Annotated in this window: 18 protein-coding genes; 10 read left to right on the forward strand and 8 right to left on the reverse strand. The window is 60.6% G+C overall.

Annotated elements, in window-relative coordinates; translation table 11 throughout:
* Positions 1-96: 96 nt before the first annotated feature.
* The 5 genes from thrS to AC2444_RS10380 all read right to left on the reverse strand — a co-directional run bounded on the left by thrS (position 97) and on the right by AC2444_RS10380 (position 6,340).
* A complete protein-coding gene (thrS, locus tag AC2444_RS10360) occupies positions 97-2,082 on the reverse strand; it encodes a threonine--tRNA ligase (RefSeq protein WP_012757546.1) in 1,986 nt (661 codons plus the stop codon).
* A 152-nt stretch (positions 2,083-2,234) separates the two neighbouring features.
* Complete coding sequence (locus tag AC2444_RS10365) at positions 2,235-4,832, reverse strand: tetratricopeptide repeat protein (protein WP_012757547.1); 2,598 nt, start codon at positions 4,830-4,832, stop codon at positions 2,235-2,237.
* Between the two features lie 118 nt (positions 4,833-4,950).
* A complete protein-coding gene (locus AC2444_RS10370; protein ID WP_012757548.1) occupies positions 4,951-5,478 on the reverse strand; it encodes a DUF1697 domain-containing protein in 528 nt (175 codons plus the stop codon).
* Positions 5,479-5,483: 5 nt separating this feature from the next.
* Entirely contained in the window at positions 5,484-5,888 is a 405-nt protein-coding gene (yidD, locus tag AC2444_RS10375; RefSeq protein ID WP_012757549.1) for a membrane protein insertion efficiency factor YidD, read from the reverse strand.
* Between the two features lie 5 nt (positions 5,889-5,893).
* Positions 5,894-6,340 (reverse strand): iron-sulfur cluster assembly scaffold protein, encoded by a 447-nt coding sequence (locus AC2444_RS10380; RefSeq protein WP_012757550.1) that lies wholly within the window; start codon positions 6,338-6,340, stop codon positions 5,894-5,896.
* 306 nt (positions 6,341-6,646) lie between these two features.
* Here AC2444_RS10380 and folE point away from each other — a divergent pair, with 306 nt between their 5' ends.
* The 3 genes from folE to AC2444_RS10395 all read left to right on the forward strand — a co-directional run bounded on the left by folE (position 6,647) and on the right by AC2444_RS10395 (position 8,813).
* Entirely contained in the window at positions 6,647-7,261 is a 615-nt protein-coding gene (gene folE, locus AC2444_RS10385) for a GTP cyclohydrolase I FolE (RefSeq protein ID WP_012757551.1), read from the forward strand.
* 25 nt (positions 7,262-7,286) lie between these two features.
* Entirely contained in the window at positions 7,287-7,739 is a 453-nt protein-coding gene (gene hisI, locus AC2444_RS10390; RefSeq protein ID WP_012757552.1) for a phosphoribosyl-AMP cyclohydrolase, read from the forward strand.
* Between the two features lie 111 nt (positions 7,740-7,850).
* Positions 7,851-8,813: a patatin-like phospholipase family protein gene (locus AC2444_RS10395; protein WP_012757553.1), complete on the forward strand. Its 963-nt coding sequence runs from the start codon at positions 7,851-7,853 to the stop codon at positions 8,811-8,813.
* Between the two features lie 69 nt (positions 8,814-8,882).
* Here AC2444_RS10395 and AC2444_RS10400 read toward each other — a convergent pair whose 3' ends face one another.
* Both AC2444_RS10400 and AC2444_RS10405 read right to left on the reverse strand, forming a co-directional pair.
* Complete coding sequence (locus AC2444_RS10400) at positions 8,883-9,317, reverse strand: CBS domain-containing protein (protein WP_011652090.1); 435 nt, start codon at positions 9,315-9,317, stop codon at positions 8,883-8,885.
* A gap of 93 nt (positions 9,318-9,410) precedes the next feature.
* Positions 9,411-10,202, reverse strand: a complete 792-nt coding sequence (locus AC2444_RS10405; protein ID WP_012757554.1) for a rhomboid family intramembrane serine protease — start codon at positions 10,200-10,202, stop codon at positions 9,411-9,413.
* A 264-nt stretch (positions 10,203-10,466) separates the two neighbouring features.
* Between AC2444_RS10405 and AC2444_RS10410 the strand changes: the two genes are divergently transcribed.
* The 7 genes from AC2444_RS10410 (at position 10,467) to AC2444_RS10440 (ending at position 17,369) form a co-directional block, all read left to right on the forward strand.
* Complete coding sequence (locus AC2444_RS10410) at positions 10,467-11,114, forward strand: PAS domain-containing protein (RefSeq protein ID WP_017994142.1); 648 nt, start codon at positions 10,467-10,469, stop codon at positions 11,112-11,114.
* Positions 11,115-11,238: 124 nt separating this feature from the next.
* On the forward strand, positions 11,239-11,850 hold the full coding sequence (locus AC2444_RS10415) for a PilZ domain-containing protein (protein ID WP_012757556.1): 612 nt from the start codon (positions 11,239-11,241) through the stop codon (positions 11,848-11,850).
* 375 nt (positions 11,851-12,225) lie between these two features.
* Complete coding sequence (gene pip, locus AC2444_RS10420; protein ID WP_128449864.1) at positions 12,226-13,200, forward strand: prolyl aminopeptidase; 975 nt, start codon at positions 12,226-12,228, stop codon at positions 13,198-13,200.
* A gap of 375 nt (positions 13,201-13,575) precedes the next feature.
* On the forward strand, positions 13,576-14,181 hold the full coding sequence (locus AC2444_RS10425) for a transglutaminase-like cysteine peptidase (protein ID WP_011652094.1): 606 nt from the start codon (positions 13,576-13,578) through the stop codon (positions 14,179-14,181).
* A gap of 304 nt (positions 14,182-14,485) precedes the next feature.
* The gene (locus AC2444_RS10430) at positions 14,486-15,271 is read left to right on the forward strand and encodes a hypothetical protein (RefSeq protein WP_012757558.1); all 786 of its coding nucleotides are present in this window, start codon (positions 14,486-14,488) and stop codon (positions 15,269-15,271) included.
* Between the two features lie 134 nt (positions 15,272-15,405).
* The gene (locus tag AC2444_RS10435) at positions 15,406-16,980 is read left to right on the forward strand and encodes a D-alanyl-D-alanine carboxypeptidase (RefSeq protein WP_041935530.1); all 1,575 of its coding nucleotides are present in this window, start codon (positions 15,406-15,408) and stop codon (positions 16,978-16,980) included.
* 113 nt (positions 16,981-17,093) lie between these two features.
* Complete coding sequence (locus AC2444_RS10440) at positions 17,094-17,369, forward strand: hypothetical protein (protein ID WP_003586322.1); 276 nt, start codon at positions 17,094-17,096, stop codon at positions 17,367-17,369.
* Between the two features lie 90 nt (positions 17,370-17,459).
* Here the strand turns inward: AC2444_RS10440 and AC2444_RS10445 are convergent, their stop codons facing one another.
* The gene (locus AC2444_RS10445) at positions 17,460-17,897 is read right to left on the reverse strand and encodes a DUF1489 family protein (protein ID WP_012757560.1); all 438 of its coding nucleotides are present in this window, start codon (positions 17,895-17,897) and stop codon (positions 17,460-17,462) included.
* Between the last annotated feature and the right edge of the window lie 55 nt (positions 17,898-17,952).

Consider the following 17,952-nt stretch of genomic DNA (forward strand, 5'->3'; position numbering starts at 1 on the left):
CACCCGGTCTTGGGGTGACACGTTCCGATAAACATTATGGCCAGAGATCAGCTTCCGACAGCGCCGAAGCCAGGCGCTGTCGGTTCCCGGCCGTTTTCAGGCCGCCTTGGCTTTTTTTGCTTCGGCCTTCCGACGGATGTCAGGCGGTGTCGCTTCGAGGGCAAGGCTCTCGACGGCGGCGTCGAGCCCCATCGAAACCTGGTCCTGGCTGCCGAGGCGGCGGATGTTGACCGTGCGCTCCTCGGCTTCCTTCCTGCCGCAGACGATGATGACAGGAACCTTCGTGACCGAATGCTCGCGGACCTTGTAGTTGATCTTCTCGTTGCGGAAATCGGTTTCAACGTTGAGACCGGCCTCGCGCAGCGCCTCGGCCACTTCAAGCCCGTAGGCGTCGGCTTCCGAGGTGATCGTTGCGACCACCACCTGCAGCGGCGATACCCAGAGTGGCATATGGCCGGCAAAGTTCTCGATCAGGATGCCGAGGAAGCGCTCCATCGAGCCGCAGATGGCGCGGTGGATCATCACCGGCTGCGTCTTTTCGGAGTTGCTGTCGATGTAGAAGGCGCCGAAGCGTTCCGGCAGGTTGAAGTCGACCTGCGTCGTGCCGCACTGCCATTCTCGGCCGATCGCATCCTTCAGCGTATATTCGAACTTCGGACCGTAGAAGGCGCCCTCGCCCGGCAGGATGCCGGTCTTGATGTTGTTCGACTGCTGCTGGATCGTCTCCAGCACGCCCATCATCACGCTTTCGGCGCGGTCCCAGAGATCGTCCGAGCCGACGCGCTTGTCCGGCCTTGTCGAGAGCTTGATGGTGACTTCGTCGAAGCCGAAATCCTTATAGACCGAAAGAATCAGGTCGTTGATCTTCAGGCATTCGGCGGCCATCTGCTCGTCCGTGCAGAAGATATGCGCATCGTCCTGCGTGAAGCCGCGCACGCGCATCAGCCCGTGCAGCGCGCCCGACGGCTCGTAACGGTGGACATTGCCGAATTCGGCCAGCCGGATCGGCAGTTCGCGGTAGGATTTCAGCCCGTGCTTGAAGATCTGGATATGGCCGGGGCAGTTCATCGGCTTCAGCGCGAAGACGCGATCATCGTCGGTGTCGTCGCCGGCAACCGTTACCTTGAACATGTTGTCGCGATACCAGCCCCAGTGGCCGGAGGTCTCCCACAGCGACTTGTCGAGCACCTGTGGCGCATTGACTTCCTGATAGTCGCCGGCCAGCCGGCGGCGCATATAGGCAACCAGCGTCTGAAAGACGCGCCAGCCCTTGCCGTGCCAGAAGACGACGCCGGGACCCTCTTCCTGGAAATGGAAGAGATCCATCTCGCGGCCGAGCCGGCGATGATCGCGCTTTTCGGCTTCGGCAAGCATATGCAGGTAGTTGTCGAGTTCCGACTGCTCGGCGAAGGCCGTGCCGTAGATGCGGCTCAGCATCGGATTGTTGCTGTCGCCGCGCCAATAGGCGCCAGCCACCTTCAAGAGCTTGAAGGCGCTGCCGATCTGGCCGGTCGAGGCCATGTGCGGGCCGCGGCAGAGGTCGAACCAGTCGCCCTGGTAATAGATCTTGAGATCTTGCCCTTCCGGGATCGCATCGACGAGTTCGACCTTGTACTGCTCGCCCTTGTCGGCGAAGACCTGTTTCGCCTTCTCGCGCGACCAGACCTGCTTGGTGAAGGCGGCGTTGCGGGCGATGATCTCCTTCATCTTCTTTTCGATCTTCGGCAGATCGTCGAGTGTGAAGGGCTCGTTCTTGGCAAAGTCGTAATAGAAGCCGTTTTCGATGACCGGGCCGATCGTCACCTGGGTGCCGGGCCAGATCTCCTGCACCGCTTCGGCCATGACATGCGCCGCGTCATGGCGGATGAGTTCGAGCGCGCGGTCGTCATTGCGGGTGATGATCTCGATCCTGCCCGTCGTCACGGGATCGGAAAGGTCGCGCACGGTGCCGTCGATCGCAACGGCGACCGCCTTCTTGGCCAGCGACTTGGAAATGGATTCAGCGACATCCCGGCCGGTTGCGCCGGCATCATAGCCGCGCACGGAACCATCGGGAAATGTCAGGGAAATAGCTTGGGACATCGAAATTCTCCTTGTCCAGTCCCGCCAACGAATGCGGGTGGTTGACTGAAACGCGCCTCCGCGGAGCTGAATGCGCAGCCGCCTGATAGCCAGATTTCCTGTCTGAGTAAAGATGAAGCGGGACAATCCGGCACCGAAGCGAGGTCGTGCGTCTATCCCCCATAGGTCATTGTGTAATTCTTGAGTGCCGACTTCAAGGGCTGGTCGATCTCATCGTCCAGCGGCCCATCGTAAAGGCCGCGTCGCAAGAGGCTTCTTTTCAGTGCCGTGCGGGTGAAAGGCGAAAACGCCTTCAGCTCATCGGCAATCTGCCGGTCTCCCTGCCGCATTGCCAGAAGGATGTTTTCGGCTGCATTATCCGAACTGAAGGTCGCATCATAGGCATAGGCCAGCCGATAGGCGGCTCTATTGTAGCCAGTGTCCATCGCCCGCAGATACCACTTGATGGCTTCTTGCCGGTTGACAGCAATTCCGAGGCCATCGTCGTAGAAACGCCCGAGCGCGAACATGCCGCCGGCCGAATTCAGCTCGGCGGATTTCTTATAATATTGGAATGCGATAGCCTGATCTTGATCTTTGCCGTTCTCGTAATACCACGCAAGATTAAGAGCGCCGGCCGCAGATCCCGCATCGGCCGCCTTCTGAAACCAGTTGCGGGCGATGGTCTGGTCCTCTTTGGTGCCGATGCCATTCTGGTAGTAGTAGCCGACGGCGTTCATCGCTTCAGGATATTGCTTGAGGGCCGCCATCATGAACCAGCTGAGCGCCTTGGAGCGATCAATGGGCACGCCCTGCCCGTATTCGTAGATATCGCCCAGGGCGTATTGCGCTTTCGCATTGCCATGGGCCCCGGCCTTCGTCAGCCATTCCAGAGCTTTGCCGAAATCTTTCTGGCTTCCATCCGCTCCTCGATAGAGCGTCCCGAGCCTGTACATCGCGTCAGCAGATTTCTTGTTCGCCGCCGCTTCGTACCACTCGATCGCTTTCGCATAGTCGCGGGCGACACCATCGCCATCTTCATATTTGATGCCGAGCAGCACCATCGCCGTGACGTTACCGGCGGCGGCGCCCTTTTCCAGATAGTCGATCGACTTGCCGTCGTCCCGCGGCAGATTGGCATCATTGGCGTACATTTGGCCAAGCTCGGCGAAGGCGTCGATGTATCCGTTCTCTGCGGCGGCCTTGAACCAGTGTACGGCTTCTCTCGAATCCTGAGTCGTACCCTCCCCTCTTTCATACAAAAGCCCAACACAATACTGGGCCTTGGCCGAACCATTTTCGGCGGCCTTGAGATACCAGACAAAGGATTTTTGGGCGTCGGCAGTCGTACCCGAACCGTCATAGGTGCGGTCCGCAACTTCGAGAAATGCGTCGGTATCTCCTGCCTCCGCCGCCTTCTGGAACCATTCGAAAGCTTTGACCACATCCTTGGGAAGGCCGCCGCCATTTTCATAACCATAGGCAAGCACCCGCATGGCGTCTGTATCGCCGGCGGCCGCAGATTTCTCCAGCCATTTCACGCCGTTTTCGACGTCGCGAGGACCACCCGTTCCCCTATAGAGCGATTGACCGAAACGTCGGGCGCCGCTGGAATCTCCGAGTTCGGCAGATTTTCCATACCAGATGCGGGCTTCGCTCTCGTCTACCGGCACACCTTTGCCTTGCTCATACATGGCGCCCACATCTGCCATGGCACGGGCATTCCCACGAGAGGCAGCTTCCTTCATCCAGTACATGGCCTGGTCATAGCGCGGATCGGGCATCTTCAATAAAAGCAAAGCCTTGCTACGATAGGCAGCGAGTATGTCTTGCGCAATTGCCTGATCCAGCAGGCTCTCGGCCTTTGCGAAGTCACGCTTCGTCTCCCTGCCCGCCACGTAGACGTCTGCCAGCGTCCTCATCGCATTGCCGTCGCCAAGTGCCACTGCTTTCTCAAGGAGATCGAGCGCCGTCTTTCTCTGCGTCTTGTCCCCATCTCTCAGATAGTATCGAGCAAGCGTCCTCATCCCATCGGCGGAACCTTTCCGCACCAGGTCGTCCAGCATGGCAACGGCGCGGCTGGCGTTCTTCTCCGTTCCAATGCCTTTCGTGTAAAGGAATGCGATGTCCGTTGTCGCTCTCTCATGGCCCTGTTCTGCTGCGGCTGAAAGCAGTGCAAAACCCCGCTCTGCGTTAACGGGAACACCAATCCCGTCCAGGTACATCCAAGCAAGTGATCTCTTGGCAGGAATATAGCCTAGCCGATCTGCAAGTTCGAAATAGGAGCGCGCCATGACAAAGTCCTGCGCAACGCCCCAGCCCAACATGTACATCTCTCCGAGATATTCGGCGGAGCGCGGATCGTTTGTTGCTCTTGCCTTTCTCAGCCAGGACAGCGCGGCATTGAGATCGCGCTCACGCCCGAGGCCGTAAGCAGCTGCCTCCGCCAGGTAATCCATGGAGGGTGCGTGTCCCTGGGCCGCCAACTCCTCGAATCCGGCAAGTGCCGGCTCGAATTGCTGAAGTTTGAATTTGCTGGCGAGCGAAAAATAGCGGGCGTCGATGGAGCCTGGTTCTGCCTGCAAATAGACTTCGCAAGCGGTAAGCGCATTCCGCCAATAAGCGAGATTGTCGATATCTAGGCCATCACGCGCCAGATGGCGGCACTTGGCTTCTGATGTGGGGTCATCTGCGCTTGCAGCAATTGCGGGAGAATTGGCAATGGAGATGACGAGAAAAAGTGAGGCGGTCGCGAGATAGAAGAGCTTCATTAGTGACGACATTTCGAAAACTAAGACTGGAAATACAGTGATATCCGCCACTTATTCAACTGCAAGTACATTTTTCCTTCGGTAAATGAAAACCTTTGAAGGCGTGTTCTCCTTGCATCTAGAATAGCATTTCAGTCAGGCCGCACACGGTGTTCCAGTTGCGCATCGTACCGACGCCGATCCGCTTCGTCGTCAGGGCCGAAAGCAGCTTGGATTGGCTCGGCTTGCCTCCGAAATCGATCCAGAGATCGCCGCCGACGACGGCGATGCGCTGTCCCTCCGTCATCAGCGGTTTCAGCGCCTCCACCTTCTTCGGGTCGACCGGCAGGCGCATCACCCGGACGATCACCTGGTCGCCCTTGCCGTCCTTGAAGGGATTGGTGCTGCAAAGCGCCATCCAAGTGCAGTCGCTGCGCACGATAATGTCGACATGTTTGCCGAATTTTTCTTCAAAGGCCTCTTCCAACGTGACCTCGAGTTCGTGCGGCCGCATTTCGTCGGCCTCGAAGACGAGATTGCCTGTGGAAACCAGCGTGCGCGGCTCGCGATAACCGAGCTCTTCGGCAAGGGCGCGCAAATCCTGCATGATGACGCGGCGGTCGGGCGTCAGGACAATGCTGTGCAGAAGGGCTATGAAGGTGCTCATGGCGGTCACCCTCTCTTGCGTCCGAGGGCGAGATAGCGCCAAGGGCTCCACCAGCGGAAGCTGTCGCCGAGCATCTCCGGCACCTGGTCGAGGCCGCTGGTGCCGCCGGGGCCGCAGCGGCCGACGCGAAACAGTGTCATCCAGCCGCCGGCCCAGAGGCCGTGGCGGGCGATCGACTCGTAGCCATATTCGGAGCAAGTCGGGATATGCCGGCAGGAATTGCCGATAAAGCCGGAAAGCGTCAGCTGGTAGAGGCGGATCAGCCCCATGCCGAGCAGGCGGTCGGGAGACTTGCGGAACGGGCCGGTATAATTGCGGGAAGTGAGTGCCGCCTTTTCACGCGGCTTTGCTGAACCGGCGGCACCGCCGTCGTCCTCATCGTCAGCCTGCCGAGCGCAGAACTCGCACATGTCAGTTACGCCTCGACAATTTCCGCCCGTTTTGCCTCGATCTGCCCGATCGCATCGACAACCGCATCGAAGGTCAGCATCGTCGAGGCATGGCGGGCCTTGTAGTCCCGCACCGGCAGCAGATAGCGCATCTCTTCGAATCGTCCATGGGGCCCCGCCCCGTCCGCCTTCAACATGGCGAGCATGTCCTGGCGGGCCTGGCGCAATTCGTCCGATGTGGCACCGACGACATGGCGGGCCATGATCGAAGACGAGGCCTGGCCGAGCGCGCAGGCCTTCACGTCATGGGCAAAGCCGGTCACGGTGTCGCCATCCATCTTCAGCCAGATCCGCACCTTCGAGCCGCAGAGCTTGGAATAGGCCTGGGCGCTGGCATCGGCATCATCAAGCGCGCCGGTCAACGGAATATTGCCGGCGAATTCGAGGATTTTGCTGTTGTAGATATCGTCCATGCTGGATTTCCGCTCCAAAATCACTGCGGATCGGCCTCTGTGGGGGCGTTATTGTCATCAAAACAAAAAACACACCGTGTCGTGTGAGGATACTTACATACGATGGCCGTCTTCCTATATGTATGTCGTTCGAAGGCCGTTAAAATGCAATGGCCTCGTGTAAGTTTGATTGGGAAACCGTGCCGGACGGGCTGAACTGCCCTGAAAGCCCCGGAGCCTGCCAAAGGTGCATGAATTCCCGCATGGGATTGACCAGTGGCGATTCCGACAGATGGGTCCGCGGTGCGGACCAGGAGACCATTGTTCATGGACGCCATCGTAAAGAATTTTCCGCAGACGAACCGCGACTCGGATCGCCCCTCCCAGCAGGAGGCGGAGGAAGCCGTTCGCGTCCTGCTGCGCTGGGCCGGTGACAACCCGGCGCGTGAAGGTCTGCTCGAAACGCCGGCCCGCGTCGTCAAATCGTACCGCGAGCTTTTTTCCGGTTACGACATGGCGGCGGAAGACGTGCTCGGCCGCACCTTCGAGGAGGTTGCCGGTTACGACGACATGGTCCTCGTCAAGGACATTCCGTTTTACTCGCATTGCGAACACCACATGGTGCCGATCATCGGCAAGGCCCACGTTGCCTACATGCCGGACGGGCGTGTGCTCGGCCTGTCGAAGATTGCCCGTGTCGTCGAGATCTATGGCCGTCGCCTGCAGACGCAGGAAACGATGACCGCCCAGATCGCCCGGGCAATCGACGATACGCTGAATCCGCGCGGTGTCGCCGTGTTGATCGAGGCCGAACACATGTGCATGGCGATGCGCGGCGTTCAGAAGCAGGGCTCGACCACGTTGACGACCACCTTTACGGGAACGTTCAAGACCGAGCCGGCCGATCAGGCCCGTTTCATGACCATGGTGCGGAGCCGCTGATACCGGCTCCCTCAGGAGGGCCGCGATGAGTCAACTGATCTTCAATCAACCATCCGAGGACAAGTCGGCGTTGGAAGACGCCGGCGATTTCACGCCGCGTTTCGACGACCGCGGCCTGATCACCGCCATCGTGACCGACGCCGGCGACGGCGAGTTGCTGATGGTGGCGCACATGAATGCCCAAGCGCTGGCGCTGACCATCCAGACCGGCACGGCGCATTATTTCAGCCGTTCGCGCGGCAAGCTCTGGAAGAAGGGCGAGACCTCGGGCAATCTCCAGACGGTGAAGGAAATCCGCACCGATTGCGATCAGGACGCCATCTGGCTGAAGGTCGAGGTCGCCGGCCACGACGCCACCTGTCACACCGGCCGCCGCTCCTGCTTCTACCGGACGATCACGCTCCGAGATGGAAAGCCGATGCTCGATATCGTTGACGACGAGCGCCAATTCGATCCCGCGGACGTTTACGGAAAATAGGCTGTACCTCCCGGGCATTTGCCCCTTATTGCGCCAGAAACCGTCTCTATATACCATTTGGAAACTGATCGGGCAGACTATCGGAACCAAGTGTTGGGAGGGGAGAAGGCCATGCTGAGCTGGAGTTTGCATCGTCAAAGCTCTGAAGGCGAAGGTGCCGGTTCCGGCATGTCGACTACGCTCGAGACGATCCCGCCTCCCTCGCCCCTCAAGAAAATCAAGATCGCTCTGGCTCTCGGCGGCGGCGCTGCCCGCGGCTGGGCTCATATCGGCGTGCTGCGCGCCCTCGACGAGGCAAAGGTCGAGATCGGCATGATTGCCGGCACCTCGATCGGCGCTCTGGTCGGCGGCTGCTATCTCGCCGGCAAACTCGATGAACTCGAAAGTTTCGCGCGCTCGCTGACGATGCGCCGCATCGCAAGTCTGCTCGACCTGACGATCGGCGGCAGCGGCCTGTTCGGCGGCATGCGGCTGACCAAGCGCATGCAGGAACATCTCGAGGGCCTGAACGTCGAGGATCTCGACCGGCCGTTCGTGGCGGTCGCGGCCGAGGTCAATACCGGTCATGAAGTCTGGATTGCCAATGGTTCGCTGATTACGGCGCTGCGCGCCTCCTATGCCCTGCCCGGCATTTTCGAGCCGGTGCGCAGCAATCACCGCACGCTGGTCGACGGGGCGCTGGTCAATCCCGTCCCCGTCTCCGTCTGCCGCGCCTACGAGCAGCCGCTCGTCGTCGCCGTCAATCTCAATTACGATCTCTACGGCCGCTCGGCCGTCGTCCGGCACAATGCCAGCCTGTCGCCGCAGGAAGTGCAGAAGCAGGAAGAGGCGCCCTATGCGCGCCTCGGCATGACCGGCGTCATGGTGCAGGCCTTCAACATTATCCAGGACAGGATCGCCCGCGCCCGCCTTGCCGGCGACCCACCGGATATTTCGCTGCAGCCGCGGCTCAGCTATATCGGCCTTTCCGAATTCCACCGGGCTGGCGAGGCGATCGAACGCGGCTACGAGGAAGCCAGAGCCCGGCTCCCCGAGATCAAGCGCATGCAGGAAGTCTATGCAAGCAACCCCTGATGCACGTCGTCCAAAAGCCTGCAGCGCTTTTGCGGCAACGACATCGCTCAAGCACGGTCGGCGAAAACCTCAGCCGGCGATATAGGCCTTGATTTCCTCGGCCTCACGCTCGACTTCGGCGATACGCGATTTCACCACGTCGCCGATCGAGATGATGCCGGCAAGCTTGCCGTTGCTTTCCACCGGCACGTGACGGAAACGACGGCTGGTCATCAGCTCCATCAACTCGTTGACGGTCGTTTCCTCATGGCAGCGATAGACCTTCGCGGTCATGACCTGGGCCAGCGAGTGGTCGAGGCCTTCCTTACCGTGTTTGGCGATCGCATGCACGAGATCGCGCTCGGTGAACATCCCCGAAATTCGGTTCTCCATGCCGACGACGACGATGGCGCCGATCTTCTTCTTACTGAGGATGGCCGCCGCCTCGGCGACGGTGGTGTTCGGCCCGGCGGTGACGACGTCCCTGCCCTTCAGGTCGAGGATTGCTTTGACTGAACTGGTCATTCGAACCTCCTATGTCCGTGAAACACTTGTCACAGGCATCCGCGGCGGTTTCTCCCCCCGGCACGGATATAGGTCGATCGTGCACTGCTCGGCTCAGGATTGCAACATATCCTTCTCGGTTCCGTCAGGTTCCATCACCGGCGGGCGCGGCGCCCGGTCGAACAACGAAAACAGCAAGAAGCCGAAGACAAATCCGCCGATATGCGCATCCCAGGCAATCGCCTGGTCGCTGTCGCCGACGAGCGGGATGCCGACAGCGATCAGCGCGTTGCCGACCAGCCAGAGCAGCATGAAGATGATTACGGTGCGGCTCTTCAGCGCCTCGACGATGGAAAGCCGGGGATTGAGATGCGCAGGCGCCATCGGTCGCCGTTCGGCCGGAAAGGCGAATCGGCAGGCGGCGCCCATCAGCCCGGAGATCACGCCCGACGCGCCGATCAGCAATGACACGTCCCCCCAGTTCAGGACCGCGTGCAGGGCGGCGGACGCGACGGCGGAAAAAAGCCAGAAGAGCGCGAAACGCAGCGTCCCGATGCGGCGCACGACCGGCGCGCCGAAGGCCATCAGCCAGAAGGCGTTAAAGAGGATATGCTGGACGCTGCCGTGCAGCAGCGAATAGGTGACGGGTGTCCAGAACAGCTCCGGCCCCTGCTGCGACAGCGGAATCACATAGCGGGCGGGAACGAAGCCGAAGGTGAAGAACAGCCAGTTCAGCGCATCGTCGGAGAGCAGGAGTTCCTGCACTGCATAAATGACACCAAGCAGGCAAAGACTGAAGAACAGTGCCGGTGGGAGGTTGAAGACCGGTTCGCGCGGTGGCCGTGCCGGCGGCTGGACCTCGGGAGGTTCGGGCGCCTTGTGCGGCTCGGCCGTCTGCTCATTCATCTGTGTTTCGCCTCGTTGAGGCCACAGCCATACAGGAGCGATTGTCAAAAAAAAAGCCGTCCGAAGGGTCGGACGGCATACCGGGAGCTCCAGGAAAAGACCTCGGCCCGGGCAGGTTGTGCTGAACTTCGAAAGTCGAAGCGATGGCAGGACAGTCTCACGACGGGCATCGCATCTCAACCGAAACCATCTCTTAACCTTAACCGCCGTGATTTGGCATGAAATCCGCAAGGTAGAGCTTGTACGGGCAATGACTGCCCAAAAATGCTCCGGAATGGAACAGGTTGGTGTGAAATGCGGCTACAAACGACCATCGAAATTTTTGACTACTGGAACCGTATCCGCGGCGCTGCCGATGCGCCGCTGAAATCACAGGTCGAACCCTCCGCCGTCCCCCATCTTCTCCAAAGTCTCTTTATTCTGGAGACGCGCAAGGGTGGAGATATCGGCTTTCGGCTCGCCGGCACCCGTATCTGTGATCTCTTCGGGCGTGACCTCCGCGGCGAACGTTTTTCGTCTCTCTGGGCAAATGGTCAGCTCGCGGACATCGAACGCACGGCGATGGGTGTCATGGACCATGCCATGCCGGCCCTGTTCAACGCCACCGGCTACAGCACTGTCGGTCATCAGGCCTCCTTCGAGATTATCATGATGCCGCTGCGTTCGCCGGACGGCGCCTGCGACCGGCTGCTCGGCGCGATCGCGCCGGCAGCGGCCGCGAGCTGGCTGGAGATCGTACCGCTCGAATTCCTGGCGCTCGACCGCAGCCGTCTGCTGCCCGGAAAATTCGACAAGGCAGCACCGGCCGAACTGCGGCGCCCCATCAACAGGATCGTCGCCGGCAAAAGCATCCATTTCGGGCAGGTCATGCGCCGCATGGTGTCGCAGCTGCTGAGCGTGGAGGCTCGTTGACGGTCCCGTTTCGGCACATCTTGCATACTCGTTTTCCGCTATGTCGGGGTGGGGCAGAACAACCTTCTGTTAATGGATTGTGGGTAAAGATCGGTCTCTGTGATTTTCATGAAGAAGCCCCTTGATGCACTCGTTCCAGCCAGCTCAGACGCAACGACCTGCGCCGCGCCCTGAACAGGGCGTATTCCAGCGCGTGCCCATCAATATGCAGGGCCGGCTGATGCTTGCGAACTACGAAGAATTCGAATGCATGGTGATCGACATGTCGCCTGGCGATATGTACGTCACCTGCCTCGGCCGGCCGCGCGCCAACGAACGCGTCGTCGCTTATATTGACCATCTCGGCCGCGTCGAAGGCTATGTCCAGACGATCGATGGCCGCGGCTTCACCATGTCGATCAATGCCACCGACCGGAAGCGCGAGAAACTCGCGGCCCAGCTCACCTGGCTTGCCAACAAACACGAACTCGGCCTGCCCGAGGATCGCCGCCACGACCGTCTGACGCCACGCGACACGAAGACCGATCTGACGCTGGAGGACGGCACGCTTTATTCCTGCCGCATCATGGACCTTTCGCTGTCGGGCGCCGCCGTCGACGTCGAAATGCGCCCTTCGATCGGAACGGCTGTGCGCCTCGGCAACATGCGTGGGCGCGTCGTGCGCCACTTCGTCGAAGGCGTGGCAATCGAATTCCTGTCGATCCAGTCCCGCGAGACGCTGCGCGAATTCCTTTAACAGCTGCTGAAAATGGCGTTGCCTGCCGGGGATTCCGTGGCGGGTGCAAATTCTCGACGGACTTCCATCGAACGCGATTGCCAAGTCCGGTGCGCACCCGGTCAGGTCGTGTTGAAAAGCCGGCACTTCACGGCAAGAGCTTTGCAAGCGGCAACAAATCTGGCTTTGGAAAGCAAGCGCGAATCCTGTCGCAAGTCGTTCCAGCCAGTCGGTAGTTAGAATTATGAGTGGAACAAGCTGCGACACCAATCGGCACCCTAATGAGGTCGCCCCAAATTGTGCAGTGCTGTTGCGTCCCGGAGTGCCCCGCCCTCGCCCGCCTTCCCTTTGTCAGCGATATGACGGATAAGATCCGCTTCGACCGCAGGCGGACCGATGTCAGCTCTCTATCCCGAAATCGAACCCTATGATCATGGCCTGCTCGATACGGGCGACGGCAATCTGATCTATTGGGAGGCCTGCGGCAATCCGGCGGGCCGCCCGGCGCTGGTGCTTCATGGCGGCCCTGGTTCCGGCTGTACGACCGCGGCGCGCCGCTATTTCGATCCCGACGCCCACCGAATCATTCTGTTCGATCAGCGCAATTGCGGCCGCAGCCTGCCGAGCGCTGCCGATCCCGAAACCGATCTCTCCCTCAACACCACCTGGCATATCGTTGCCGATATCGAGCGGCTGCGGGCCTGTCTCGGCATCGATACCTGGCTCCTTTTCGGCAATTCCTGGGGTTCGACGCTGGCGCTGGCCTATGCTGAAACCCATCCGGAGTGTGTCGCCGCGATCGTCCTGTCAGGCGTGACCACCACCCGGCGCTCGGAAATCGACTGGCTCTATCGTGGCATGGCGCCGCTCTTTCCGGAAGAATGGCAACGTTTCCGCCAGGCTGTTCCTCCTGGCAGCCAGGGACGGGACGAGGACATGGTTGCAGCCTATCATCGTCTCCTCAACGATGCGGACCCGGAAACGCGCCTCCAAGCGGCGCGCGACTGGCATGATTGGGAGGCGGCCTCGATCCTGCTCGCCGATCCCCAAGGCCGGCCGCGCCGCTGGGCCGATCCGGCCTATTTGCTGACGCGCGCCCGCATCATCACCCACTACTTCACCAACGGCGCATGGCTGGAGGACGCCCAGCTTTTGAAGAACACCGCGCGGCTCATCGGCATTCCCGGTATCCTGCTGCAGGGAAGGCTCGACATCGAGGCGCCGCTCGTCACGGCCTGGGAACTCGCCCGCGCCTGGCCGCAAAGCGAGCTCAGCATCCTTCCGCATGCTGCCCATTCCATCGCAAATCCGGATATGAGCGCGGCGATTGTGACTGCCACCGATCGATTTCGCGATTTTCCTCCAAAATAATTTTCCCGCCTACATCGGCGATCTGAGCGATATTCTGCTTTCGAACCGGCCGAATCGGTCGTTTCCGGCGGCATCGTCGACCGGCGGCACGCCGCCGCAGATCGCTTATCGGCCGGCGGAATTTACCCGGCTCAACGAAAATCCTTAACATGAGGACGGCAACGCAACCTTTCCACGGGCGAAAGCCTTGTTGCGTGGATTACAATTTTAATCGAATTCAAGACAAATCCGCATCGAATTTTATGCGTATTCGAATCTGTTTTTAGCCAAGCTTTATCGGTATTTGAATCAACTAAGCCTTTAATTCTATTACGTAATTTTGCGTGAGATAAAAACGTCTGTGCCATTGTCACCTCAACTTACGGGGAGACGGCAATGACAACTGCGAATATCCTGAAAGGCGGCCTTCTGGCCGGTGCGATCATGATGGCAATGGCGGGTTCGGGACAGGCGATGCCCGCCAGCATGGCCCTGGCAGGCAATGCCAGCCCGCCGATCGGACACTACGAATTCTGCAAGGCGAATCCGACGGAATGTGTCGAAGTCGGCGGCGATGCCGGACCGGCCATCCTCACCGAGGATCGCTGGAAGGAAATTCTCAAGGTCAACTACACCGTCAATTCGACGATCCAGCCGATGACGGATGAGCAGATCTACGGTGTCGAGGAGCGCTGGGCCTATCCGCGCACCGTCGGCGACTGCGAGGATTACGCCCTGCTGAAGCGCAAGATGCTGATCGACGACGGTTTTTCACCGTCCGACACGTTGATCACCGTCGTGCTGCAGCCGAATGGCGAAGGCCATGCCGTGCTGACGGTCCGTACCGATCACGGCGACTTCATTCTCGACAACATGCGCAACAAGGTACTGCTGTGGTCGGATACCGAATACACCTATCTGAAGCGCCAGTCCGCCGACGATCCGGCCCGCTGGTCGAAGCTTCAGGACGGCCGCGCTGTCGCGGTCGGTAGCGTCAAGTAAGAACAGCCTGCCGGCCAATGCCGGCTGCAACCTGCGGCCCGGTCAGTCCCCGCATCCCGTCCCCGACCGGTGCCCAAGAGCCGTTCCCGCTGTCCCGGGAACGGCTCGCCCCTTTCCTAGACTTCCCTTACGAAAGCGCTTCGCGATCTTAAGCTGCGCTCCTGCGCTTTAAGTCTTTGTTTTTACGCATGCCGTTATCGCAAACCGCTGCATATTTTTGCGCGGCAGGCTTTAGTATCTTAGTGAATTGTTAACCCTGTCGGTCCGATCATCGCGATGAGAATCATCATCGGACCGGCGGCTCATGTTCTTCCTGCGGCGGACCGAAACGCGAAGAACTGCCATGAGCCATGCCGCGCACAGCGCACCCGACGAGCAGCCGCTTCTTTCCATGGGGTTTCTCCTCCGCACGATGGCGGTGATCGCCGTCCTGGCGGTCCTGACTGTTGCTATCAGCATCGGCGGCCGTTGGTTCGGCCGGCATATCTCGCTTGCCGGCAACACCGACAGCACGGTTGAAATTCAGCTGGCCATTGGCCGCGACACCGTGAAATTCCCCGAGAACACCATCCGCTTCCCGAGCCAAAGGCATGAAGGCGCCGCCGAGCGCGTCGATCTCTACCTCGCCTGGCCGGAGATGCAGGGTTACGGCAAGGAAAATCACCTTCGATTCGACGATATCGCCCAGTCCTCCGGGCTGATCTTCCTGCAGATCACCCAGAGCACCATGTCGCGCGACATGTCCGGGCGGCTGGAGCCGATCTATTCGCATCTGCTCGAAGGCCCGGCCGAGCCCTTCCGCGACGGGCTGACGCTGCATCGTCTTCGCGCCGATGCGGGCTACGGCGATGAGGTGCTGCTGACGGCGCCCGTCAAGGGCGGGCCGGATTACGTCGTGCGCTGCATATTGCCGTCAGCCCCGGATAAGGCGGGGGGCGGAGATTGTCAGCGCGATATCAAAGTCGGCAGGGATCTCAGTGTTCTCTATCGTTTTTCGAGCAGCCATCTCGACGACTGGGAACATATTGATGCCGCTATCCGCACCTTTGTAGACGCGCGTCTTGTGAACCGTTCTGCGACAGGTCCCTAAAATGCTCCAGGGACAGCGAAATAAACGATTCATCATAAACGGATTGGTAACGCCCAACCGGTAGTTTTAGCAGATGAGCTGCGCGGCGGGAGGTGTGCCGTTCCTGCCAAATTCTGAAATGCCAAATATCTGAAATGCAAGCGAAGAGTGGAATAGTGTCAAGGTCAGTCTCCTCCGTATCATCGTCCCGATCCGGCAGCTTTTTCGCAAGGCTGCTGGCGATCCTTTCGGTGGCCGTCACGATCGTCATGGTCGACTCGGTGAATACCGACGCGGAAGCGGCAAATTCAAAATATGCAGGCATCGTCGTCGACGCCAAGACCGGCAACGTTCTCTACAGCGAGAATGCCGATCGGCTGCAATACCCCGCCTCCCTGACCAAGATGATGACCCTCTATATGACCTTCGAGGCATTGGAGCAGGGTCGCATCCGTCTCGACACGCCGGTCCCCTTCTCCGCCCATGCGGCAGCCCAGGCGCCGACCAAGCTCGGTGTGCGCGCCGGCGGCACGATTACCGTCGAGCAGGGCATTCTCGGTCTCGTCACCCTGTCGGCCAATGATGCGGCAACCGCGCTCGGCGAAATGCTGGGCGGCGGCAGCGAGGATCGGTTCGCCCAGCTGATGACCGCCAAGGCGCATGCACTCGGCATGACGCGCACCACCTATCGCAATGCCAACGGCCTGCCGAATACGGCGCAGATGACGACGGCGCGCGATCAGGCCCGCCTCGGCATCGCCCTTCGCCAGCATTTCCCGCAATATTACGGCTATTTCTCCACGCGCGCCTTCAAGTTCGGCAGCCGCACGATCCGCAGCCACAACCGCTTGGTCGGTTCGGTGCGCGGCGTCGACGGCATCAAGACCGGCTACACGCGCGCCGCCGGCTTCAATCTGGTGAGCTCGGTGCAGGTCGACGGCAAGTCGATCGTCGGTGTCGTGCTCGGCGGCGCCTCGACGCCTGCTCGAGATGCCCAGATGCGCAATCTGATCGCCAGTTACCTGCCGAAGGCATCGAGCCGCGGCGGATCGTCGGCGCTGATCGCCCAGGCAACCCCTGCCCCGGCGATGATCGAGACACCCGCTCCGGTTCAGCCGAAGAAGGCCCAGCAGCAGGTCGCAAAGACCATCACCGCAGCGCAGCCGCCGGTTTCGGCCGCCGCTGCCGATCTCAGCCTGCCGCACAAAGGCCCGCTGCCGGATGCGCGTTATCAGGTCGCCGAGACCGAGGTCGCCTATGCCGAGACCGCTGCGCCGAAATCCGACAATCCGCTGGTAGCCCAGCCGCTGCCGGCGCCGACCAAAGTTAAGACCATGGCCTTCAAGCAGCAGGCATCGGTCGCCGTGCCGACGCCGGCACCCGCCTATATGCCGCCGGAACAGGGCGATACGTCGGTCGATAACGTCACCACCGCCTCGACCACTCCCTCCCCGACTCGTGCCGCTTCAACCAGCAACGGTCCGACCGGCTGGGTGGTGCAGGTCGGCGTCTCGCCGAACCGGCAGATGGCCATGGATCTTCTGGAAAGCGCCAAGAGCAAGGGCGGCAAGGCGCTGGCCTCGGCGAAGCCCTTCGCGGTTGCCTATGCCGCTGGTGGTGACCAGCTTTACCGCGCCCGCTTCGGCGGCTTCGACGATCAGCGCGACGCCGTCAACGCCTGCAAGGCCTTGAAGAAGGCCGGCATCAAGTGCTGGGCGGCTGCCCAATGAGCTATTCGATGCTGCCTGCAAGATGGTTGGCGGCATCGGTGACGGCCGGAATCGGTGTTTGCGTTTCCGGCCACCGTTCTTGAACTCGATCAGTATTGCGTACGGGGAAAACAATGGCGATCAATGAGAATGTTCCGGGAATGCCTTCAGACCGCCGCATGGCGGCCAAGGGGCGCTCATCTCTGCATCCGCTGCACGAGGCGGCTATGCGCCTCGCCGAGATCGGCCTGCAGCGGCCGAAGGCGAAGTCTCCGAAGACCCGCGATCTCATCAATCTGCTGCTGTGCCATGGCGCCCGCGCTTGGCGCTATTCCCAGCCCGAAGCCCGTATCCATCTGCATGTGACCTCGCCGGACGGCAGTGCGCCGGTGCAGTTGCGCCTGCGCTGAACTGCAGAGTACCGCGTGCCCGAAGGGGGCACGCTGTCACCTTCAATTCACGCATAAACCTTTCCGGAAATCGGCTCCGATTTTCGGGGATTAGAGCAGACCAAGGTCCGTAAGCTCGCGGCGAAGATCCGCCGGCATTTCGGCAATGCCGGCACCAAGGCTTGTCAGGTCGCGCGGCACATCGTCCTCAGTGTAATAACGCCAGCCCTGGAAGGGACGCTTCGGCTGCACAGCCGTCTCGATGACCTCAGGGCCAAGCATCAGGCGGCAGCGCGAGATGCCCTCGCCGTCCGTGAAGGTCTCGATGTCGAGCAGCTTCTGCCTCGCCTGCACCTGCCCCTTGATCACCCAGTAGAGCGAACCGCCGTCAAGCAGCTCTGCCATACGTTTCGGCGCCATGCGCGTCGTGTGCACCGAATGCGGCTCAAGGCCAGCGGCGATGGCGCGCAGCGAGCGTTCCGCCACCCATTCGCGCAGATCGTCTATCGAGTCGGCGCCGACGCAGAGTTTGATGAGATGCAATGCCATGCTGCCGTTGAAATCCTTTTGGCAGCGAGCGTCAAGCACCAAGCTTCAAGCGTCC

Source organism: Rhizobium sp. WSM1328 (assembly GCF_057653715.1).